At 71.8% G+C, this 20,546-nt stretch carries 15 protein-coding genes; 5 read left to right on the top strand and 10 right to left on the bottom strand.

The window, feature by feature from the left end; translation table 11 throughout:
* Window positions 1-113 precede the first annotated feature (113 nt).
* A complete protein-coding gene (locus NF557_RS17375; protein WP_252621027.1) occupies window positions 114-2,330 on the top strand; it encodes a cell wall-binding repeat-containing protein in 2,217 nt (738 codons plus the stop codon).
* A gap of 101 nt (window positions 2,331-2,431) precedes the next feature.
* Here the strand turns inward: NF557_RS17375 and NF557_RS17370 are convergent, their stop codons facing one another.
* From NF557_RS17370 to NF557_RS17340, 7 genes are read right to left on the bottom strand one after another with little or no spacing between them, the layout of a single operon-like run.
* Entirely contained in the window at window positions 2,432-2,989 is a 558-nt protein-coding gene (locus tag NF557_RS17370; protein ID WP_252621026.1) for a hypothetical protein, read from the bottom strand.
* A gap of 24 nt (window positions 2,990-3,013) precedes the next feature.
* The gene (locus tag NF557_RS17365) at window positions 3,014-3,211 is read right to left on the bottom strand and encodes a hypothetical protein (RefSeq protein ID WP_252621025.1); all 198 of its coding nucleotides are present in this window, start codon (window positions 3,209-3,211) and stop codon (window positions 3,014-3,016) included.
* A complete protein-coding gene (locus tag NF557_RS17360) occupies window positions 3,199-3,753 on the bottom strand; it encodes a hypothetical protein (protein WP_252621024.1) in 555 nt (184 codons plus the stop codon). Before NF557_RS17360 ends, NF557_RS17365 begins: the two co-directional genes overlap by 13 nt.
* Window positions 3,753-4,310 (bottom strand): hypothetical protein, encoded by a 558-nt coding sequence (locus NF557_RS17355; RefSeq protein ID WP_252621023.1) that lies wholly within the window; start codon window positions 4,308-4,310, stop codon window positions 3,753-3,755. The genes NF557_RS17360 and NF557_RS17355 overlap by 1 nt, the downstream gene beginning before the upstream one ends.
* Window positions 4,307-4,894, bottom strand: a complete 588-nt coding sequence (locus NF557_RS17350) for a MauE/DoxX family redox-associated membrane protein (RefSeq protein WP_252621022.1) — start codon at window positions 4,892-4,894, stop codon at window positions 4,307-4,309. The genes NF557_RS17355 and NF557_RS17350 overlap by 4 nt, the downstream gene beginning before the upstream one ends.
* Window positions 4,891-5,574, bottom strand: coding sequence for a hypothetical protein (locus NF557_RS17345; protein WP_252621021.1), 684 nt, complete (start codon window positions 5,572-5,574; stop codon window positions 4,891-4,893). Before NF557_RS17345 ends, NF557_RS17350 begins: the two co-directional genes overlap by 4 nt.
* Window positions 5,575-5,586: 12 nt before the next feature.
* On the bottom strand, window positions 5,587-7,104 hold the full coding sequence (locus tag NF557_RS17340; protein ID WP_252621020.1) for a cell wall-binding repeat-containing protein: 1,518 nt from the start codon (window positions 7,102-7,104) through the stop codon (window positions 5,587-5,589).
* A 166-nt stretch (window positions 7,105-7,270) separates the two neighbouring features.
* Here NF557_RS17340 and NF557_RS17335 point away from each other — a divergent pair, with 166 nt between their 5' ends.
* Both NF557_RS17335 and NF557_RS17330 read left to right on the top strand, forming a co-directional pair.
* The gene (locus NF557_RS17335; RefSeq protein ID WP_252621019.1) at window positions 7,271-9,478 is read left to right on the top strand and encodes a glycosyltransferase family protein; all 2,208 of its coding nucleotides are present in this window, start codon (window positions 7,271-7,273) and stop codon (window positions 9,476-9,478) included.
* A gap of 206 nt (window positions 9,479-9,684) precedes the next feature.
* On the top strand, window positions 9,685-11,886 hold the full coding sequence (locus tag NF557_RS17330; protein ID WP_252621018.1) for an acyltransferase family protein: 2,202 nt from the start codon (window positions 9,685-9,687) through the stop codon (window positions 11,884-11,886).
* Window positions 11,887-11,910: 24 nt separating this feature from the next.
* Here the strand turns inward: NF557_RS17330 and NF557_RS17325 are convergent, their stop codons facing one another.
* A complete protein-coding gene (locus NF557_RS17325) occupies window positions 11,911-13,878 on the bottom strand; it encodes a glycosyltransferase family 2 protein (RefSeq protein ID WP_252621017.1) in 1,968 nt (655 codons plus the stop codon).
* Window positions 13,879-14,043: 165 nt separating this feature from the next.
* Here NF557_RS17325 and NF557_RS17320 point away from each other — a divergent pair, with 165 nt between their 5' ends.
* Complete coding sequence (locus tag NF557_RS17320; RefSeq protein ID WP_252621016.1) at window positions 14,044-14,499, top strand: hypothetical protein; 456 nt, start codon at window positions 14,044-14,046, stop codon at window positions 14,497-14,499.
* Complete coding sequence (locus tag NF557_RS17315; RefSeq protein WP_252621015.1) at window positions 14,435-17,536, top strand: glycosyltransferase; 3,102 nt, start codon at window positions 14,435-14,437, stop codon at window positions 17,534-17,536. Before NF557_RS17320 ends, NF557_RS17315 begins: the two co-directional genes overlap by 65 nt.
* Here the strand turns inward: NF557_RS17315 and NF557_RS17310 are convergent.
* Together NF557_RS17310 and NF557_RS17305 are read right to left on the bottom strand one after the other, a co-directional pair.
* Window positions 17,533-18,888: a hypothetical protein gene (locus NF557_RS17310; protein ID WP_252621014.1), complete on the bottom strand. Its 1,356-nt coding sequence runs from the start codon at window positions 18,886-18,888 to the stop codon at window positions 17,533-17,535. The genes NF557_RS17315 and NF557_RS17310 overlap by 4 nt on opposite strands.
* On the bottom strand, window positions 18,885-20,501 hold the full coding sequence (locus NF557_RS17305; protein WP_252621013.1) for a hypothetical protein: 1,617 nt from the start codon (window positions 20,499-20,501) through the stop codon (window positions 18,885-18,887). Before NF557_RS17305 ends, NF557_RS17310 begins: the two co-directional genes overlap by 4 nt.
* Window positions 20,502-20,546: the final 45 nt, after the last annotated feature.

Here is a 20,546-nt window from a genome sequence, read left to right as displayed (position 1 = left end):
TGGGGCTTTCCCCTTCTCCTTTCCGTGTGTAGTCTGCAGTCGCCCCAATAGTCACACCTGCCTCATGTGGCGCAGTTGTTCAGGCCCCAAACTTCTGTGTGAAAGAGAGAAGCATGCGTCTCCAACCCCTGCGTCAGGGACTTGTCGTCGGCGTCAGCGCCGTGGCCCTGGTGGCCGCCGTTCCCATCGCCTCCGCCGACCCGGTCCCTGAGGGGACCTCGGTGACCGACGCGGGGCCGGCACCGGTCCACGCGGACGAACACGAGCACAGCCACGCCGATATCGCGGGTCTGCAGGCCCTGGGCGACCCCTTCGCCGAGGGGCTGACTCTGCCGACCGACCCGTTCGTGGTGCCGGGTGAGAGCGAGTCCGACAACCTGGTCCGCGGCATACCCCAGAGCCCGATGGACTGGCGGGGTGCCCCACCGGACCCCGGGCAGGTGCCCCAGGAGTGGCTGGTCGAGCAGCCGGCGACCGACATCGTGCCCTCGACCGGAGCGGAGCTGATGTCGGCGGATGACGGCTACATCGGGGGAGGCTTCGCCGACCTGGGTGCCGGTCCGCGCCTGACCGAGGCCGACCTCATGTCCGTCCCGGCCCCGCCGACCAAGGACCTGCCCAACACGCTCGATGCGGCACCGCCGTGGCAGTACTCCTACTCCTGCGACCCGAACAACAAGCCGGGCATGGTCGCCTTCGCCAACCTCGTGTCGAGCCACTACGGCAAGCCGACCTGGTATGGCTCCCGCGCCTGCCGGCAGGGTGACAACAGCCAGCACTACGAGGGTCGCGCCGTCGACTGGCCGATGAATGCCTACAACCCGTCGGAGAAGGCCATCGGCGACGCCGTGGCGCAGTGGATCACCGCCAACAACGGTGAGGTGGCACGCCGCTTCGGCGTCCAGTCGATCATCTGGAACCGCCAGTCCTGGTACCTCTACAAGCCGGGCAGCTGGCACCCCTACTACGGGGCGTCGCCGCACACCGACCACCTGCACATCAGCTTCAGCTGGGACGGCGCGATGGGCCGCACCTCGTGGTGGGACGGCACGCCCGTCACCGCGCACGACTACGGCACCTGCCGCGTCTACGCCGCGCAGTACGCACCGCGTTACCAGGGCTTCAACGGCTCGGTCTGCGCCACCGGCCTCCCGTCGGCTCCCTACTCGCCGAACCCGGTCGTCCTGCCGGGGGCAAACAACAACTACGTCCGTCAGGCGCAGACCTATCTCGGCTTCACCGGCACCGATCTGGACGGTTCGTTCGGTCCGATGACCCTGCAGGCGCTGCTGAACTACCAGGCCGCGAAGTCGCTGCCGTGGACCGGTGTCCTCGACAACGCCACGTGGGCGTTCATGATCGCAGCCGGTGTGCCGCCGGAGCCCACCCCGCCGCCTCCCGCTCCCGAGCCCGAGCCGGAGCCCGCACCCGGCGTCGTCCGGATCTCCGGGAGCAACCGCTACTCGACCGCGGCCGAGCTGGCCAGCACCTTCCCAACCGGCAAGCAGCTGTTCATCACGGTCGGCGGGGACTACCCGGACGCGCTGACGGCCGCCGCCCGCGCGGGCTCCCTGGGTGGCCCGGTCCTGCTGACCCAGGAGACCGTGCTGCCCGACGTGACCCGCGATGCGATCAAGGCGCTGAAGCCGTCACGGGTCACCATCGTCGGCGGCACCGGCTCCATCAGCGGCTCTGTGCTGAGCCAGGTCGACTCGCTCACGACCGCCCCTGTCGTGCGGGTCGGTGGGGCGGACCGCTATGCCACCGCGGGCGCGCTGGCCAAGACCTTCGGCAACCGGGTCGATGTGCTGTATGTCGCCACGGGGCTGGACTATCCGGACGCGCTCGCGGGCGCGGCTCGGGCGGGCTACAACGACGGTCCCGTCCTGCTGGTCAAGCCCGACAGCATCCCCGACGCGACGCTGAGCGCCATCCAGGCGATCAACCCTTATCGGGTGGTGGTGCTCGGTGGCCCAAGCGTGGTCAGCGATGCGGTCGCGAACCAGCTGAAGGACCTGACCCGCTCGGGCAACCTGCAACGGGTCGCGGGGCACAACCGCTATGCCACCGCAGCCGAGCTGGCGAAGTACTACCCGAACGGGTTGGACACGGTGGTCGTGGCCACGGGACAGGCCTATCCGGACGCACTGTCCGGAGCGGCCCGTGCGGGCGACTCGCACGGCCCGGTCCTGCTGGTCGCCACCAACACGATCTTCCAGCCCACCAAGGACGCGCTCGCCCAGCTGAACCCCAAGCGGATCCTGGTCATCGGCGGCACGGAGGTGGTCTCCACCGAGGTGGAGACGCTGCTGCAGGACTACGTGGGCTGACGGCCGCATTCGCCCCGGCGTGGGACCGAGGTCGCCCGGACCTCGGTCCTACGCTGTGGGACGTGCCTAAGGTCAGCAGCAGCCCGGTGCAGCCCGCGGCTTCAGGTAAGCAGCAGCCCGACGGCCCAGGCGAGGAGCACCGCCGTGGCGAGCGTTCCCCCGCGCTCGAGCCAACGGGTGTGACCAGACAGGAAGCGCTGCCACCCCGGCTGGCCGAGCAGGACATACTGCAGCACGGCCAGCGACCGCGACGCCCCGAAGGTGCCGCCGAGCAGCACGGCCCAGCCCAGGGGCAATGCGGCGAGCAGGACGAACAGCGCCGCGGCATACGAGGCAGCAGACGGCACCAGCGTGCGGAAGCCGCAGCCATATTCCACGCCGAACCGGAAACCGCCGCGGCCCATCCCCCGGGCGAACACCTCCTGGGGGATCAGCTCGCGGCGCTGCGGCAGCCGGAGCACGGGTTGGCTCAGGTCCATCAGGACCAGTGCCAGGACCAGTGCGGCCAGCAGGCCCGCCCGCCAGGGCAGCGGGACCGGGGTGAACAACCCCGACACCACTCCTAGCGCGGTGCCGGTGAGGGCGCCGCCGACCGTGCAGCCCGCCAGGAAGGCGAGCCACAGTCGCAGCTGCGTCGAACGGCCTCGGACCGAGGCCACCAGCGCCCAGGCGCTGTTGAGGCCTCAGGTGGAGCCGGACAGCGCCAGACCCGCAGCCACGACGGCCAGGAGCGCGGGCACCGGCCAGGTGACGGGGGTGCCGCTGAGCTGGAGCGCGCCGAGCCCGACCGAGCCCAGTGCGAGCAGTCCCAGCAGCGCGAGCGGGTCAGCGATCCAGCGGCGCGGTGGCGAGACCTGGGCGGGAGTGCTCAGATCGCCCACGGGCAGATCGACTTGCTGCAGGCGCCGGAGGCACTGCACGTCCAGCCGTCCGAGCAGCGATAGGTGTTGCCGTCGCTGAACTTCCAGTGCCAGGAGTCGTAGGTGCCGTTCCAGCAGTCGTCAGGCCGGTGCGTGTAGTAGCCGGTCGAGCCGGGCGCGTTCTTGTGCCAGCCGACCAGGTTGCCGGCGCCGTTGCGATATTTCCAGCAGCACGACCGGGAGGTGCACATCGGGGAGGGCCCGCACATGATGCCGCTCTCCGTGTGGCCCCGGGCATAGCCGGTCACCGGGTCGCACGGCCCCGTGTTGGTGCTCGTCCAGTCCTGCCAGTAGGCCGCCTGGGCACTGTCCGCGGCCCTGTTGACCAGAAACAGTGAGCCCAGCCCGACCGCCGCCCCCGCACCCAGCACCGAGCCCATGAAGGTCCTGCGGGAGGGGCGGGGCCGCAGCCGCTTGCGCAGGTGGCCCGCGTCAGTGACCGGCAGGTCGGCAAAGGTCACGCCGGTGGCGGCGCCGGTGGTCGTGGCGCTGGTGTCAGTCATCACTGCTCCTCGGTGAGGTTGAGTGCTCCGCGAGCCCGGTGGACCCAGGCGGTCAGGTCAAGATCCTGGTCGGGCAGCGTGGCCGCGACGATGGTGCTGCTGGCGTCCAGCGCCAGGAGATAGGGGGTGGCCGGCACGTGGAGCTGCTCCAGCAGCGCCCGGCCCTGCGCGATGCACCGGCCGGCGCCGGCGAGGTTGTCCTGGGCGGGCTCGCAGGACCCGGTGGAGACGGCGATGAGCGCGACCGAACCTGCGCGCACGTCCGCGACGTCGGCCAGGCCGCTGAGAGTCACCGCGCACGACGAGCAGCCGGGCGAGACGAAGGCGACGACGGTGCGGTGGGCGCCAGGCTCGACCAGTGCCGCGAGCTCGCCGTGGGCGGGCAGGCGGAAACCGACCAGGTCGCGGGTGCTTCGCGGGCTCCCACCGGCCGGTGCCGCGCCGCCAGCCTGACCACGGGTCAGGACGGTCACCTGGCGCAGCAGCCCGGCCAGCCCCAGTGCCAGCAGCACGAGCGCGACCCACGCCAGGAGGACGGCGGACTCCATGAAGCTCATCGATGACCTCCGTGGTGTGCGCTGCCGGCGGTGGCCGACGCCCGCAGCGCTGCGTCCGGCACCGCCCGGGCCGCGGGCAGCAGCGCGGTGGCCAGCCCGAGCACGAGTGCTGCGGCCAGCGCCACCACGGCCTCCTCGGCAGGGGCGCCCGAGGCGCTCCAACCGGTGGCAGTGGCACCGCCGACGAACGCCATGGCGGTGAGTATGCCGCCGCGCAGGACCGCGGGCCCGCCCACCGGGGTGTCGCCCAGGCCGCAGGCGCACGGCACGACCTGACCAGCGGTGACCCGCAGCACCTGGGCCAGATAACCGGTGAGGGCCAGGAAGAGTCCGGCGATCGGCATACTCACGGCCAGGGCGGCAGCGCGCGACGGTCCGGTGACGACGGCCACGAGTGCCGCGGCACCCAGGACCGCCTCGAGCGGGCCCAGCACGACCGAGACGAAGCGGTGGGTGCCGTCGGGCAGCACGCCGTGAGCGCGCAGCCCGCGGCGCAGGGAGCCAGGGTCGCGCAGGTGGCCCACGGCGGCGGCCAGCAGGACCAGGCCGACGGCGCCGAGCAGGGCGGGGGACAGGATGCTCATGCCAGCTCCGCCGTGACCTGGCTCAGTGAGGTGGCTAGGGCGTCGACGTCCTCCGCGGTGCCGGGGATGCCGTAGACGACGAAGGCCGCGGCCTCGAGCACGGCGTAGTGGGCCCGCTCGTCCTCGGCCGAGCGGCTCAGCCGCCCGCCGCGCACGTCCAGGCCGGGGCCGGAGGGGCGCGTGACGCCGGTGCGGGTGCGCCGGACATCGAGCAGTGCTCGGCGACCCTGGGCCAGGTGGACCACCTGGGCGACGTCGTGGGTGCGGTAGTCCGACCAGGTCACCGAGCCGCCCGGCGTGAGGACCGCGCCGTCGGCGTGGGCGGTGAACTCGACCTGCGAGAGCAGGGCACTCAGCCCCTCCAGGTCGAGGGTTGGCACGGTGAAGCCGAAGATCTCGTGGTCACCGACCCGGACCGAGAAGGCCATCCCCTGAGCCGGGTCGCCGCCATAGCGTCCGTGGCGCAGCGTGACGCCGTTGCGCAGCTGGATCTCGCCGGTGAGCGTGCTTCCGCTCACCGCGAGGTAGTGCTCCAGGTGGTCGGAACCACCGCTGTTGACCTCGAGCTCCAGGCCGTCCTGGGCCAGCACGCTGATGGCCGTGGCCGGGGGCATGGTCTCGGCGTCGGGCACGTCGAGCACGAGGGTCTCCCCGTTGATCAGTCGTCGTGTGGTGCGCATGGGATCTCCTGGTCAGCCGACGTGCTGGCCGAGTTGGTCGAGGACGATGGACTGGACCGAGCCGGCGCCGCCGAGGACCACGCCGGACGCCGGGGTGAGCCGGTCGATGGCGCTTCGTGCCTGGGACGGCAGGTTGCTCGGCCTGGTGAGCACCACCGGGGTGGCCTCCTTGCCGGCCAGCGCCGAACCGGACAGCGCGTCCGGGAAGGAGGTGCCGGTGGCGACGAAGACGCGGTCCCGCTCGAGCGGGAACGTGCGGGCGATCCGCGCGGAGGTGTCGTAGCGGTCGGCGCCGGCGATGCGCGACACCCCACCGGTGGTGTAGGCCGCCAGCTGGGCGGCCACGGTGTCCGACACCGAGCTGGGGCCGCCGAGGATGACCAGGCTCCCCGGCTCGAGCGCCGCCAGGGCGGCGCGCGTCTCCGGCGGCAGTGACGTGGGGTCCGTGAGCAGCATGGGGCGGGCGTTGCGACCGGCCGAGGCGCCGCCGGAGAGAGCATCGGCATAGCCGGTGCCGCTGGCGATATAGACAGTGCTGATGCCGGCGGGATAGGTGTCGGCGATCGCGGCCGAGGTGGCATAGCGGTTGTCGCCGGCGAGCCGGGTCACCTCGCCGCCGGTGTAGCCGGCCGCCTGGGTCAGGACGGTGTCACTGACCGAGCTGGGACCACCGAAGACCACGATGCTGGCGGGGTCCAGCCGGTCGAGCTCCGCGGCGACCGAGGCCGGGATGGAGTCCCGCTCGACCAGCAGGATCGGTGCGTCCGCCTTGGCGGCCAGGGCGGAGCCGGCCAAGGCGTCGGCGAAGCCCCGGCCGTTGGCGAGGTAGGCGACGTCGGGACCGACCGGATAGGTCGCCGCGATCGCAGCCGAGGTCGCGAAGCGGTCAGCGCCCTGGATCCGGCTGACGGCTGCAGCCCGACAGGCGTAGATCTGGATGTTGTCGACCTCCCACCACTGGCTGGCGCCGGCCTGGGAGCGGTGCTGGAACCAGGTGCCGAGCCGGCCGTCCTCGTCGTGGGTCGCGGCCGTGACGTCAAAGACCTTGCCGCGCCAGCTGGTGGTGTTGGCGGCCGCGTGCAGCGACACCGAGTTGACGTCGGCCCGGGAGTAGCTCGACGAGGACACGTTGCCGCGGGAGGTGAAGGCGAGCATGGTCTGGGTGCCGGGGGAGCCGATGGCCCAGTCGGTGAAGAACCAGTCCTCGCTGTCCGACGAGTTCACCACGGAGCGGGCGGCCCGGCCGTCCACCGAGCCGGCGACGGTGGCCCAGCCGTTGTTGAAGGCGTTGTTGGGGATCCCGCTGCCAAAGCCCTCGGTCATCAGGGTGGCACTGCGGGTGCGTCCCTCCGGACACGGTGCCTGCCCGCCCAGGCCGCCGGTCCATGCCACGGGTTGCGCCGTCTCCAGTGGAGACATCTCGTCGGCGGGCAAGGGGGTGGTGCCGGCCGGCCCTGAGGCGAGGCTCAGCACGACCGCCGCACCTGCCAGTGCTGCAACTCCCCACCGTGTCGTCACTCTGGTGGTCACGTGATCTCTCCCCGCTGCTGGATGGGTCCTGCCCAGGTCTGCAGAGTGAAACGCTACCGGAGTGCCAGAAGGTTGCACCGATGTTGGACGCGTTGCGCTCCGTGTCCTGGCCACGACGAGTTCTGGGGCGGCTCACCGGGTGGGGCTGCCCCCTATGATGTGGCGCGTGACCGCAGGTAGCCAGGGTGCCGGGCGCGCGGCAGAGCGACCACGGGTCGTGCTGCTCACGCGGTGGTTCGACGCGGTGCCCTCCGAGCGCCCGTGGACCGGAGCGGATACCCTGGAGGTGGTGCTCTGGGCCGGTGAGGCACCGGGTCGGCGCACCCGGTGGTGGGCGCGCGGCGGCCTGGTCGGAGGCGCGGGCGCGCGCCCGCAGAGCGGCACCGCCTCCGGCGCGAGCACCGCGCGTGGGGCCCTCCTGCGCACCGCCGGCGCCCGGGCCAAGTCGTCGGTGGCGGCCCGTCGTCGGGGTGTCGACCCGGGCTGGCTCTGGGCGCTGAAGTCCGACCGGGCGCTCGCCGGCGATGTGCGCGGCAGCGAGCTGCTGCTCGTGCTGGACGCTGAGACCGGAGCAGCCCTGCAGGCGGCTCCTGACCTGGCCCGCGGGGTGCCGGTGCTGGGTGCGGACCTGGGGCCCGCGGTGCTGGCCACGCTCGAGCACTGGGAGCAGGCGGTGTCGGACCTGGAGGCCGCGCTCGGCGCAGACGCCGACGACGTCTTCCCGGTGCTCGAGACGCTCGCCGAGACGGTCGGGACGATGGTCGCGGTGCCGGAGCTCCTCAGCCGGGACCTGGTGGCGCGGACCGAGGTCGTGACCCGCAAGGTGCCGACCCTCCTGCCCGCCGGCATCTCTGCCGCCGTGGTCGAGACGGTGCTCGTCCCCCTGGTCAACCGGGCCGCCCCCCAGGTCGCCGACCTGTTCGCGAGCCCGGCCGCGTCGGCCGCCCTGGTCTCGGGCAGCCGGGTGCCGGACGAGGCCGAGCTCGAGCACGCGGTGCGGGCGAGCTTCCGAGCGGCCGACGAGGCCGCGGACATCGGTGCCCGACACCGCGCCGTGGCCCGTGCCCACGACGGGCTCAGCCTGCTGCTGCACCGGTCACGGCATGCGGCGCTCGACGGGTCACCGATCGCCGGGGACGCCGCCTCCTTCCTCGAGCCCTTCACCACCAGCCGGGTGGCTGGAGTCCTGCGTGGTGCCGGGCCGGTCGGCGGGCCGGCAGCGGCCGAGTCCGAACCCACGTCAGACGGGCGGCCGCGGGTGTTGATCCTGCCCGGGTCCTACGGCGCGTTCCACCAGGACATGGTGGACTCGCTGGGATCCACGGCAGAGGTCTCGGCGCCCGACCTGCCGCGGCAGGTCCAGCTGCTGCGGCAGCGCCGTCCCTCACCCGACGACCTCGAGCTCCTCACCGGTCTGCGCCGCGGGCACATCGACATCGCCGAGGGCCTCTGGCGCAACGACCCGGTCCGGACGCGGCGCCTGCGGACGGGACTTCGCGGACTGCAGACCCTGTGGCAGCTGATGAGCGCGGCTGACGTCGTGGTCAGTGACTGGGTCGATGCGGGCGCCATGTGGGCCAGTCAGGTGCGACCACCTGGTGTGCGCCTGGTCCTGCGCGCCCACAGTCTCGACCTGCTCGACCCCTGGCTCCACCTGGTGGACTGGCGCACGGTCGATGAGGTCATGGTCTCCAACGACGGCATGATGTCGATCTATCGCGAGCTGACCGCGGGCACCGGGGCACCGGAAGGGATGACCGTGCGCCCGCACCGCCCCGACCTGCCGGACTGGCACCGCCCCAGGGACCCCTCCACCCGCTTCACGATCGGCATGGTCGGGTGGGGCCGCGCGCCCAAGGACCCCGCCTGGGCTCTGGATCTGCTGGAGCGCGACGAGCGACGTCGGCTGGTGCTGATCGGCGCGCCTCCCGGTGTGGAGCCGTATGCCGCGACCCGCACCTACTTCGAGCAGGTCCTGGCGCGGATGGAGCAGCCGCACCTGCGCGAGCGGATCACCGTGGTGGGACCGACGTCCGACGTGGCGGGCGAGCTGGCACAGGTGGGCATCATCTTGTCGAGCAGCATCCGCGAGGGCTGGCACCTGGGCCTGATCGAGGGCGCGGCAAGCGGAGCCGTCCCGGTGGTGCGCGACTGGCCGCTCGTCGCCCGCCGCGGAGGGGCGCGCAGTCTCTTCCCGGCCGAGTGGGTCGTGGCCGACCTCGACGAGGCGGACGCGCGCCTCACCGCGCTGGCGGACCCCGAGCACTGGCAGGCAGCGGCAGATCGCGCGCGACGCGAGGTGCTTGAACTCTTCGCCGCCGAACCGGCGGCCCAGACCTACCGGGACGCGATCCTGGGGACCGTCGGGCGCTGACGCGACCGCACGGCATACGACCCCCGCCGTCTGCGAGGCGGACCCAGGTCCGTGAGACGATGGGCGACGCCTTCGGCACCGCCGTGGGACGGGCCCGGTGCCCGCGAGAAGATTCTGTTCCCTAGCTGAGGGTCATCCGCCACGTGTCGCACCCCCTGACTGCCGCTGAGGCCGTGCCGCCGTCCTCTCCCGCGGGAGGCGCGCCGGTGAGGACGACCCCCGGTGGCTCGCGGTTCCGTGGTGACGTGGAGGGCCTGCGCGCCATCGCGGTGCTCCTGGTGCTGGTCTATCACGCGGGCGTTGTCTCCGTGTCCGGTGGCTTCGTGGGCGTGGATGTCTTCTTCGTGGTGTCCGGCTTCGTGATCACCAACCAGCTGCTGCGTGAGGTGGAGTCGACCGGCCGACTGTCCCTGATGGGGTTCTACGGGCGGCGCGCCAAGCGTCTGCTGCCGGCCGCCGGACTGGTCCTGGTGGTCACCACCATCGGGTCGTGGCTGCTGACGAGCCGGGTCCAGTGGCAACAGATCGGCGGGGACATCGTGGGGGCCGCGGTGTATGTCGTGAACTGGGTGTTCGCGGCCCGCTCGGTGGACTACCTGGCCGAGGACGTCGAGCCGTCACCGGTGCTGCACTACTGGTCGCTTGCGGTCGAGGAGCAGTTCTATCTGATCTGGCCGGTCATCATCCTGGTCCTTCTCGCGGTCCTGCGACGTCGGGCGCACCGGGCCGCCGGGCGGCAGGGTCTGCCCGCCGGGCAGATCGTGGTCCCGCAGCGTCGTCAGCTGGCGATCGGGCTGCTGGCCATGATCGTCCTGCCCTCGCTCGTGTTCTCCGTCGTCTACACGGCGCTGCGACCCAGCGAGGCCTTCTTCATCACGCCGACCCGGCTGTGGGAGCTGGGCGCCGGTGCCCTGGTCGCGCTGGGCGCCGGCGCCTGGACCCGGTGGTCACCGGGGTGGGGCGCCGCGCTCGCGTGGACCGGCGTGGTCGCCGTGGTGGCCAGCGGGTTCCTGGTGGACACCTCCACCCCCTGGCCCGGGTATGCCGCGTTGTTGCCCGTGCTCGGGACCGCGGCGGTGATCGTGGGTGGGTTCACCCACACGCGGTGGTCGCCGTCCGTGCTGCTGGGCACCGCCCCGATGGTCTGGATCGGTGGACTCTCCTACTCGCTCTATCTGTGGCACTGGCCGCTCCTGCGCTTCTGGGAGTGGCAGTTCGGCGCTCCCTCGGTGCCGATCGGTCTCCTGGTCGTGGCGGCCTCGGTAGTGCCCTCCTGGTTGTCCTACCGGTGGGTGGAGAGCCCGATCAGGCACGCGAGGGCGCTGAACGTGAAGCCGAGGTATGCCCTCTCCGTCGGGTTCAACTTCACGCTGGTCTCGTTGGTCGCCGGCCTCCTGCTCACCGGGGCCGCGACGGCCCAGAACGCGGGCACCGGCAGGGCCACCGGCGCCGGTTGGACCACCGACCGCAGCGCCTCGACCGACAACAGTGCCGCCACCGGTGTCCCCGACGACAGCGCTGCGAGCACGCAGGGTCCGGGCGGGCAGGCCGTGGGTCTGCCCCTGCCGGAGGCCGAGCAGGCCGGTGACGAGCCGTTCTTCGACACGCTGACACCAGACCCGCTGGACGCCGTCCGCGACGTCCCGTCGATCTATGACGCGGGCTGCCAGCTCGACGCCGAGGACACCACGTCGAGCCCGTGCGAGTCCGGCGACCCCGACGGGTCGGTGGTCGTCGCGGTGGTCGGCGACTCCAAGGTGGCCCAGTGGCTCCCGGCGATCGATGCGATTGCTGAGGAGAACGGTTGGCTGGTGCGCAGCTACACCAAGTCAGGCTGCCCGTTCGCCGACTCGATGCAGATCACCGCCGAGGGCGCCGAATACACCACGTGTCGTGACTGGGGACGCGACGTCCTCGAGCGGTTGACCGGGCCCGAGCGCCCCGCTGCGATCATCACCTCCAGCGTGATGAGCCGCGGCCTGCCCGGCGACGCCGCCGACCCCGACGACGCCTCGCGGGAGGGGCTCACCGACGGTTACGTGCGCTACTGGAGTGCCCTGGAGGACGCCGGTGTCCAGGTGATCGCGCTGTCCGACACCCCGCAGCCAGGGGACGTCGCCCCGGTCTATGCCTGCGTCGACGACCACCGTGACGATCCCTCGGTGTGCAGCTGGGACCTGGCGACGTCGGCCGGGTCCACGGTCCTGCAGGCGGCGGTCGACGAGGTGGACGGTGCCCAGTTCGTCGACATGGACCCGTGGGTCTGTCCCGGCGGCAGGTGCGTCGGCGTCTATCGCAATGTGCTGACCTATCGGCAGGGTTCGCACATCACCGGCACCTTCGCCCAGGTGCTCACCGAGCCGCTCGCGGCCTATCTCGTGCCGCTGGTCGAGCACGCTGGGGACTAGGCGTCAGGACGCCGCGGGCTGACATCAGGGTGCCGCGACCGGGACGGGAGTCCCGATGAGCTCCTCCAGCCGGGGCAGCTCCCAGCCGTCGTCGGCCCAGGCCTGTTGGCTCTGCGAGTCCAGCGCTGCCCAGCGGGGTCGGTGGCCGAAGAGGTCCACGCAGGTGTCGGAGACCTCCGTCAGGTCGACGAACCGACCGTGCCGGTCGGGGACCGGGACGGTCACGATGACCTGGCCGGCTGTGAAGGCGACGCCCTTGTCGTCGCGCATCTCCACGGCGCCGGGACGCAGCACCACGAGGGTGTCCAGGTGCACCTGGTCGGTCGCACTGATCAGGTCCACGGCACCTGACTGCACCAGCTCAAGAAACTCCTCGGTGAACGGCTCCCACGACTGACGGGCCAGGCCGAAGTCCTCCCGGTGGATGACCGCCGGGGTCTCGTCCGCCGGGAGCGCCGGTGCTATCGCGTGCTGCCCCGGCAGGGGGGAGGGCAGGCTCGCATCGAGCAGGTATCCGAGGGTGAAGTGCATGCGCGGGGCCGGCTCTCCGGGCAGGGCTCGCAGGAAGCTGCGCGGGGGTGGGAAGGGCTGGACAGCTCCGTCGCGCGCGTCGAGCGGCACCTCCTGGGGGGCCCTGGTCCGGTGCCAGTGCCCAAAGACGTTGCGATAGTTCACGCGGTCTGGCGTGTGCCAGTCGAGGGTGAAGTCAGCGCGGGACAGGCTGCCGGCCCGGAGCCGGGTCACGGCGAGCGGCAGCCGGACGTAGGCGAGTGGGCCCAGCACGGCCTCGATGCGCTTGTGATACTCCGAGTCAGCACCCTTGCGCACGCGCTGGAACGGCCCCAGGCGCTCGAGGGTGGGGCGGGTGATCATCAACGAGCTGGCGTTGTCGCGCTGGGGGGAGAACCCCAGCCACGTGTAGGCCAGGTCATCGGTGGCGCGGATGGCGCTGCTCAGCGACGCTGGCGCCTCCGGGTGCTCCTGCAGCATGCGGACCTGCTGAGTGATGCGCTCAGGGTGGGACCAGTCGTCGCCGTCCTGGAAGGTGATGAACCGGCCGGTCGCGCGAGCCATCGCCGCGTTGCGGCCCAGGTAGCTGCCGCCGTTGACCGGCATCCGGAGGAGGGTGATGCGCGGGTCCAGGGCGGCGGCCTGCTCGTAGCGCTCGATGAACCCCGGTGGGGAGCAGTCGTCGACCAGGAGGATCTCCAGGTTGCCGTAGCTCTGGGCGAGCAGCGAGCGCACCGACGTCAACAGTCCCTCGTCCGGGGCGTAGGTCGGCATCACCACGGTGACCAGCGGACCATCGACGGATCCTGGCTCGGAGGCCGCGGCCAGGCCGTCGAAGAGCGTGGCGGCGGCGCGGTCCACCCGCAGCGGGGACAGCTCGGCCCGCACGAAGGGGAACGACAGCGCCTCCTCCCAGGCGACGTGGGCGCTGTCGGTGTCGGCGTTGGTCGGGTCGGAGGGCTGCTCGCCGCGGGTTCCGAGATAGGGGTTGGCGACGTCGGCCAGGGTCCCGAACTTCACCGCCCGGGTCAGTGCGGGCAGCTGCTCGAGCAGACGCAAAGCAGTGTCATGGGCGCCGCACAGCACGGCGTTCTGGATGGCCACGATGGAGGCTCGTCGCCACCACCACTGTCTGGGGGAGACGTCGGCGGCGGCGGTCGCGAGCGCGAGCGCCAGGGGTGCGTCCGCAGTCCCGGGATGGAGACCGGCCAGGACGGTCGCGAGTGCGACGCTGTAGGGGCCGGTCTGCGAGGTGAGCATCGAGTGGGGCACGGTGCCCTCGCGCAGCAGCCCGCGCACCCGCTCGATGCCACCGGGACCGCCGCCGGCGCACTCGACCAGGGCGTCGAGAACCTGTGGGCTGCGAGAGCGCAGGGCCGCCGACGCGAGTCGGTGGGGGTGGTCGGGCCCGCCGTCGGAGACGAGTCGGAGCTGCACCAGGGAGGACATGCTGGAACTGTGCTGCACGTGGTGCGCCTTCATCGATCCTCCTGGCCTCTTGGGTCCCGGTCCGCGGTTGCTGGTCATCGGGTGGCTGCTCGGGCCGCCCCCTCTGCAAGAGGTAAGGTACCGGGCGGGACAGACGCCGATGTGAGCCGACCGCTTTGGGGCCGTCGGTTCAGATGACAGAAGCGAAAGGGTGTCTCCATGAGATCACGAATGCTCCAGCTGAGCTTCGCCATGGCGATCGTGGTCTCTGTCGCGCTGACCGTCGCGGTCGCGCTGGAGCAGTGGACGCTCGCCACGGCGCTCGGGGCGGCGCTGGTCAGCACCACTCTCCTCGTGGCGGCGGACGCCAACCGGCAGGCGCGCCTGGTCCGGCGCAAGCTGTTGAAGCTGGCGCGTGCCGCCGTGCGGACCGAGGAGACTCCGCCTCGGGAGACTGAGCCGAGCCCCGTCGAGGAGGACGAGGTCCCGATCCAGACCGGGCGTGCGGACATGCTGGGGGCTGTCCGTGTCCTCCAGGCTCAGTACACCGCGCGCCTCGACCACCTGCAGGCCTCCCTCGATGAGGCGGTCGCAGAGCTCCGGAACGCCGGTGACCGAGGTGCCAGCGACCCCGTTGCCGGTGGCTCAGGTGCCGGTGACGGTGCCGCCCGCTGACCACGCTGGCGGCCAGGTGCGCGCCACCCGCGTCGGGACCGCCCGCGACCACCAGCTCCACCCGCTGCGCAGACCGCGGGCGCTGGTCTCCACCGCGCTGCGGACCAAGTCCGTCTGGTCGCGAGAGATCTTCGCGGAGCTGGCCTGGCCGGGACACGCCCCGGACGACGTGGCCCAGTGGGCACGCAGCGGCGAGCCGTGGGCAACCGTGCGGGACGACCAGAACCCCGAGTGGCTGGCCAACTACGCCCAGGTGCTCGCGGTGCAGCTGAGTGACCGGCAGGAGCAGGACACCGCTCGCCGGATGCTCGAGGCGGTCCACCTGGCCGGGCCGCTCCACTGGCGCTCCACCGAGCTCCTGGCCCAGCTGCGGCTGGTGGCCCGTGACGGTGCGATCGCTGACCTGCTGGCGGATCCGTCCGTGCGCGATGGCGCGCGCACCTCGCTGATCGCCGACCGGGCAAATCCGTGGATCTTCCCCGACGGGGACCTCGATCAGTGGACCTCCGCCTTCAATGCCGCGCTGCACTCGAGTGCCTTGGCCGACCTGGTCGTGGACCCTGACCCGATGCTCGGGTGGGAGGGTCCGGGCAGTCCGCTGGATCGCCTGCGTGCCCCTGGCCTGACGACGGTCGATGCGCCCCACCGGGTGACCGTGCTGATGAGCTGCTTCCGGCCGGGGCCCGAGCTCCAGACCGCGGTGCGGTCCGTGCTCGAGCAGACCTGGTCAAATCTGGAGCTGATCATCGTCGACGACGCCTCGGGGCCGGAGTATGCCGCCCTGCTGGCCGAGACTGCCGCCCGGGACCCCCGGATCAGGCTGCTGCCCAAGGCCGTCAACGGTGGCACCTACCGCGCTCGCAACAGCGCCCTGCGGGTCGCGACCGGTGAGTTCTGCACGACCCTTGACTCGGATGACTACCTGCACCCGCAGGCTCTCGAGCTGGGGATGCGTCGCCTCCTGGCCCGCCCAAAACTGCTGGCGACCCGGGCGCAGGGCGTGCGGGTGACGCCGGACCTCGAGCTGACCCGGCCGGGCTACCTGCCCCGGATGAGGGCCTCCGGGACCCTCTTGTTCCGCCGGCCCGAGGTGATGGCCCGGATCGGCTGGTTCGACCACACGTCCAAGGGCGCAGACACGGAGTTCGGCCTGCGGCTCCGCGTGGCCTTCGGGCAGGTGATCGAAGATCTTCCTGAGTCCATCCTCTTCCTGCGGGGCGGTGACACGCTCTCGTCGGGCGAGTTCTCGATGGGGTGGCGGCACGGTGCGCGGCACGCCTACAAGTCCGCCTACCGACGGTGGCACCAGGCGATCGCGGCAGGCACTGCCGACCCGTTCCTCGACCCCGTGGCGCCGCGGGCGTTCCCAGAGCCGCGCCGGTGGACGAAGCCGGCACTGCCCGGCGGGCACCGCGTGCAGGTGTGCTTCGCGGGGGACTGGCGCCGCTACGGCGGGCCCCAGCGCTCGATGATGGAGGAGATCAGGGCCTGCCTCGAGGCTGGGCTGTCGGTGGCCGTCATGCACCTGGAGGCCTTCCGCTTCATGACCACCGAGGACCTCCCGCTCTGCGACCCGGTCATGGACCTGATCGTCAGCGGGGCGGTGGAGTGGCTCCAGCCCGACGACCGAGCGCACGTCGACGTGCTGGTCCTGCGCTATCCACCGATCCTGCAGTATCCCCCTCACCTGCTCCGTGACCCGGTGACGGTCGGGCACCTGTTGCTGGTCGCCAACCAGGCACCGCTGGAGCGGGACGGCACCGATCAACGCTATGTCGTGCGCGATGTCACGCAGCGGGCCCGGGAGCTGTTCGGTGTCGACCCCGTGTGGGTCCCGCAAGGGCCGGGGATCCGCCAGGTGCTCCTGGAGCAGGACCCCGAGGTCAACCTCACGACCTGGGACGACCCGGGCCTGATCGACGTGGTCGCGTGGCGCCATCGCGATGACCGGGTGCCCGGCCAGGACGGCCCGGTCGTGGTCGGCCGCTACTCGCGTGACGACCGCATCAAGTTCCCCCAGACCTTCGGCGAGCTGCTCACGGCCTATCAGTTCCCACCCGACTATCGCGTGCGGATCATGGGCGGCACGAAGACGGTCCGGTCGCTGACCCAGGCGGAGGCGGCAGCGTCAGAGCCGAGTCGTGAGATCGTCCTGCCCTCGAACTGGGAGATCCTGGAGCAGGGTGCGATGGAGGTGGGCGACTTCCTCGCGGGGCTGGACTTCTTCCTCTATGCGGACAACACCTCGGCGCACGAGGCCTTCGGACGGGTCATCCTGGAGGCCGCTGCCAGCGGTGTGCTGACCATCGTCCACCCCAAACACCGCGTGGTCTTCGGTGACACCGTGGACTACGCCACGCCGGGGCAGGCACAGGCACTGATCGCCGGCTATGTCGCAGATCCCGCGGCCTACCGGGAGCGGGTCGAGCGGTCACGACTGCTCGTCGCCGAGCGTTTTGGACACGCGGGGTTCGCCCAGCGGATCAGGGCGCTGACGGGGCCGGCCGCCGACGGCGGGGGAGCGGGCCAGGATATGGAGCCGGTGCAGGACATGGATCCGGTGCAGCTGAGCGTGCGCCCCACCGGCGACCCGGCCAGTCCCATCGAGGTCGGCACCGACGCTGCGGTCGCGACGCTCTCGGTCCCTCTGCGGTCCCAGTCGGACGGTGCGCGCGCCGACCAACTGGTCGTGCTGCACGCCCCGGGGGACGCGGCCACGTCAGCGACGCAGGACTGGCTCCGCGACGAGCTCACCGGTCCTGTCGCCGAGGGAGTGGGCTGGGTCGATCTCACGGGAGCACCGCAGGCGGTGCGCGCCGTGGTCATGGTGCGCGAGGGTCTCGTGCGTGGCGCACTGCGCGGTCCGGCTGAGACGGACGGCAGCGAGAAGGACGGCATCGAGATCGACGACGTCGCCCACGGCACCTGGTGGACGACCAGGTGGTCGGTGCGCCAGGGTCCACAGCACCTGACGCTGCCTGCGGAGGACGGCCGGCCGGGACGGCTCGTGTCTCAGCCGGTGCAGCCGGTGGACTAGGCGTCCAGCGCGGGAGTGGGCGTGGGCAGCTCGTCGACCAACGGTGCCAGCGGTGCCGACGCGTCCTCCCGTGCCCCCGACAGGCTCAGCAGCAGCTCGATGACCCGGCGGTCGTTGAACGGCAGCAGAACCCGCTGCGTGAGATCACCCTCGGGGAACCCCTCGCTAGATCTGAGGTGGTCGCCCGCCTCCCAGGTCGCCTGGTCCTGCACCTCGGCCCCGGCCGGGTGCAGCACCACCGTGCCCTCCGGCAGTGCTGAGTAGGCCCGCGCTACTCCAGCTGATGCGCTCTGGGGATGGCTCGCGCCCTCAGGATAGGTCTGGCTGAAGGCCACGGCGAGGGGCTCGGCTTCCGGTGTGGCGGCGACCTCCAGCACCCGGTGAGGCAGGCCGACAGTCTGGGCGAGGTGACTGGCGGCGAACAGGTGCTCCACCGGGCCCAGCCCCTCGCCCACGGAGCTGACCTCAAACGTGGTGAATGCGAAGCCGTCATCGCGCGGATGCCGCAGATAGGCCGCCAACAGCGCCCTGCTGGCCACTCCCTCGGTCAGGGCGAGACCCGGCCGGCCCAACGTCGCGAGCAACCGGGTGTGGGTCACGAGCCGCTCACGCAGCTCGCGCCCAGCCGCCCCAGGCTCGACCACCAGGTCCGCACCACTTCCTTCAGGAGCGGGCCAGTAGCAGTGCACCTCGTGATCGTCACGGCCTGGGAGCCCGACCCGCAGCAGCGTGTTCGGCTGCAGCGCGGAGACCGGCGTGGACAGCAGCGCCCGGTGCGAGGCGATCACATCCTCCTGGTCCCACCACACACCCTGGCTGGCCAGCGCGTCGGTCACCACCGTGAGCCTCCCGTCGCTCTCGTGCACGAAGAGCGTCCACCGACCACCGAGCCGGCTGGCGGCCCGCACGATCGCGGCCGTGCCGTCCGGGCGCAGCCCGGCGAGTCGCTGCGCGATCATCGCGGTGTCTGCGGTGTCCGCGTCCACGTCAACCGGGTCGCCGAGGAGCACGATGGCATCGGCTGCCACGGTCAGCCGGGTGCTCGGGTGCAGGCGGTAGGTCACGGTGCCGACCTCACGCCGGACCCACTGGGCCACGGCCGGGGGCACCGATGATCCGGCTGCGGACACCAGATAGCCGTGGCGGAAAGCCCCCGCGCGCGCGACCTCGCCCGGCTGCAGCGCCGCCTGCCGGGAACGGACGGTGCGCACGCGCTGCCGGACCCGCTCACCGATCTGCCGGCGTGCGGTCACGCCCAGGCGTCGCGCCCGCCCGGCCAGGCGTCGCGCCTGCCCTGCCAACCCGCTCACCTGCCGGGAGGTCTGGTGCTGCCCCTCGGGCACCCGGCTCACGGCATACTCCGCTGTGTGGTCTGCCTGCGGGGCAACCTGTCTCGCAGCCGGGCGAGACGCGGACGCACATGGGGTCGTGCGGCGACCACGTCGCGCCAGCCGATGCGCGCCTCGTCGGCAGGTGCTGGTGTGGCCGGGGCGGGCACCGTCGCCAGCAGAGCGTGGAGCAGGACCTTGGACTCCCGCTGCGGATAGGGCAGGGACTGCATCAGCTCGATGAGCCCGCGGTCGTTGAACGGCAGCAGCATGCGGTGGCTGAAGTCGCCGTCCTGGAACTTCTGGTAGCCCCACTTGCCCATCCGCTGCTCCCAGTAGAAGACATCGTGCGGGTCATAGCCGCGGATCGCCTCGTGGGTGAACTGCGCGTAGTCCAGGTAGTCACCGAACGCTGCCCGTGCCATCTCCTGGCCGAGGTCGGCGCGCGTGCTGACGATCTCCAGCAGCCGGTCCGCGGTGATCGGGCCCTCTGGGCGCTTCGTGAAGAACGTCGTGCCCACCTCGGCGCCGATCGACTGCAGGTGGATGATGTCGTGCGGCAGGTCGGCCCACATCGCGTGCGCGGCGCCGGTCGAGGCGCGCTGGACCGGATAGGTGCGGGCGATGATCTCGTCGAACGCGCTGCCCCGGCGGGGCCGGCGCCACCGGAGCACACGGTGCTGGACCCCGACCCCGAAGGCGATCGCGTTGGCCTCGAAGACGTCATCGGCCGCCCCCTTCTTGGTCAGCCCGTCGCGCGGGTTGAAGTAGGTGAACGTGAAGGAGTCCTCGTGCAGGTGCGGGAGGGCGGCAGCCAGGGAGGTGCGGCTGTCCATCCCGCCGGTGAGGCTGATGACCGGGGTCCCGAAGTCGCACAGCAGCCGCGTGTGCTCGCGGAAGTAGTCGATGAACTCGCTGGTCACCGCCCGCGTGTCGGTGCGCTCGACGCGGTCCTGGAAGGGCCAGAAGCGCTCGTGCTCCACGCTCACCGCCGCGCCCGCGACAGACAACCGCAACAGGTGGTTGGGGACCAGCGGGAGCACGCCCTCGTGCGTGGTCATCGTGCCCGGGTGGAAGATCACCCCGGTGCGACGCGCCTTGCGCAGCGCGTCCCACATCCGCTGCGCCGCCTCGTCGGGCCCCGTGTCGACGGCCTGCGCGACCAGCGCCGGCTGGGAGCCCAGCGCCACCCCCTTGTATGTGGAGTAGAAGACCGCCTGGGTGGCCTGACAGTCGGGCACGACGGTGACCCGCCCCGGCTCTCCGGGCGCCACGACGGCGTCCAGGAAGGCGGTCCACCGGCCGCCGAGATAGGCCAGGTGGCGGACCGCCGCATCGAGACCCTGGTCCGTCCAGGAGTCGAGCACGTCCTCGCAGATCAGGTCGCCGTCCCCGAGCCCGGCGCGCACGTCCACCGGATGACCGAGTATGACGACGCGCCCGGGCCCTCCGTCACGCACCGCGGCGTGCAGGCGGGTGCGGGGGTGCAGGTGATAGGTCAAGGAGCCCAGCTTGTGGACCGGCCAGCCCGCCACGAGCCCCGGCGCGGTGTTGGTGCCGGCCCGGACCAGGTAGCCACAGCCGAAGGCGCCATCGACGACGAGGGCGTCGTGCCCAACCGGCTGGTCCTGTGCCATCACACCGCTCTCCCGTTCATCTGTTCACCGGTCTCCGGCCTGCCC

The organism is Ornithinimicrobium cryptoxanthini, from assembly GCF_023923205.1.
In the GTDB taxonomy this organism is placed as follows: domain Bacteria; phylum Actinomycetota; class Actinomycetes; order Actinomycetales; family Dermatophilaceae; genus Ornithinicoccus; species Ornithinicoccus cryptoxanthini.
Note: the sequence above shows the minus strand (reverse complement) of the source record. Positions and strands in the feature narration are given on the sequence as shown.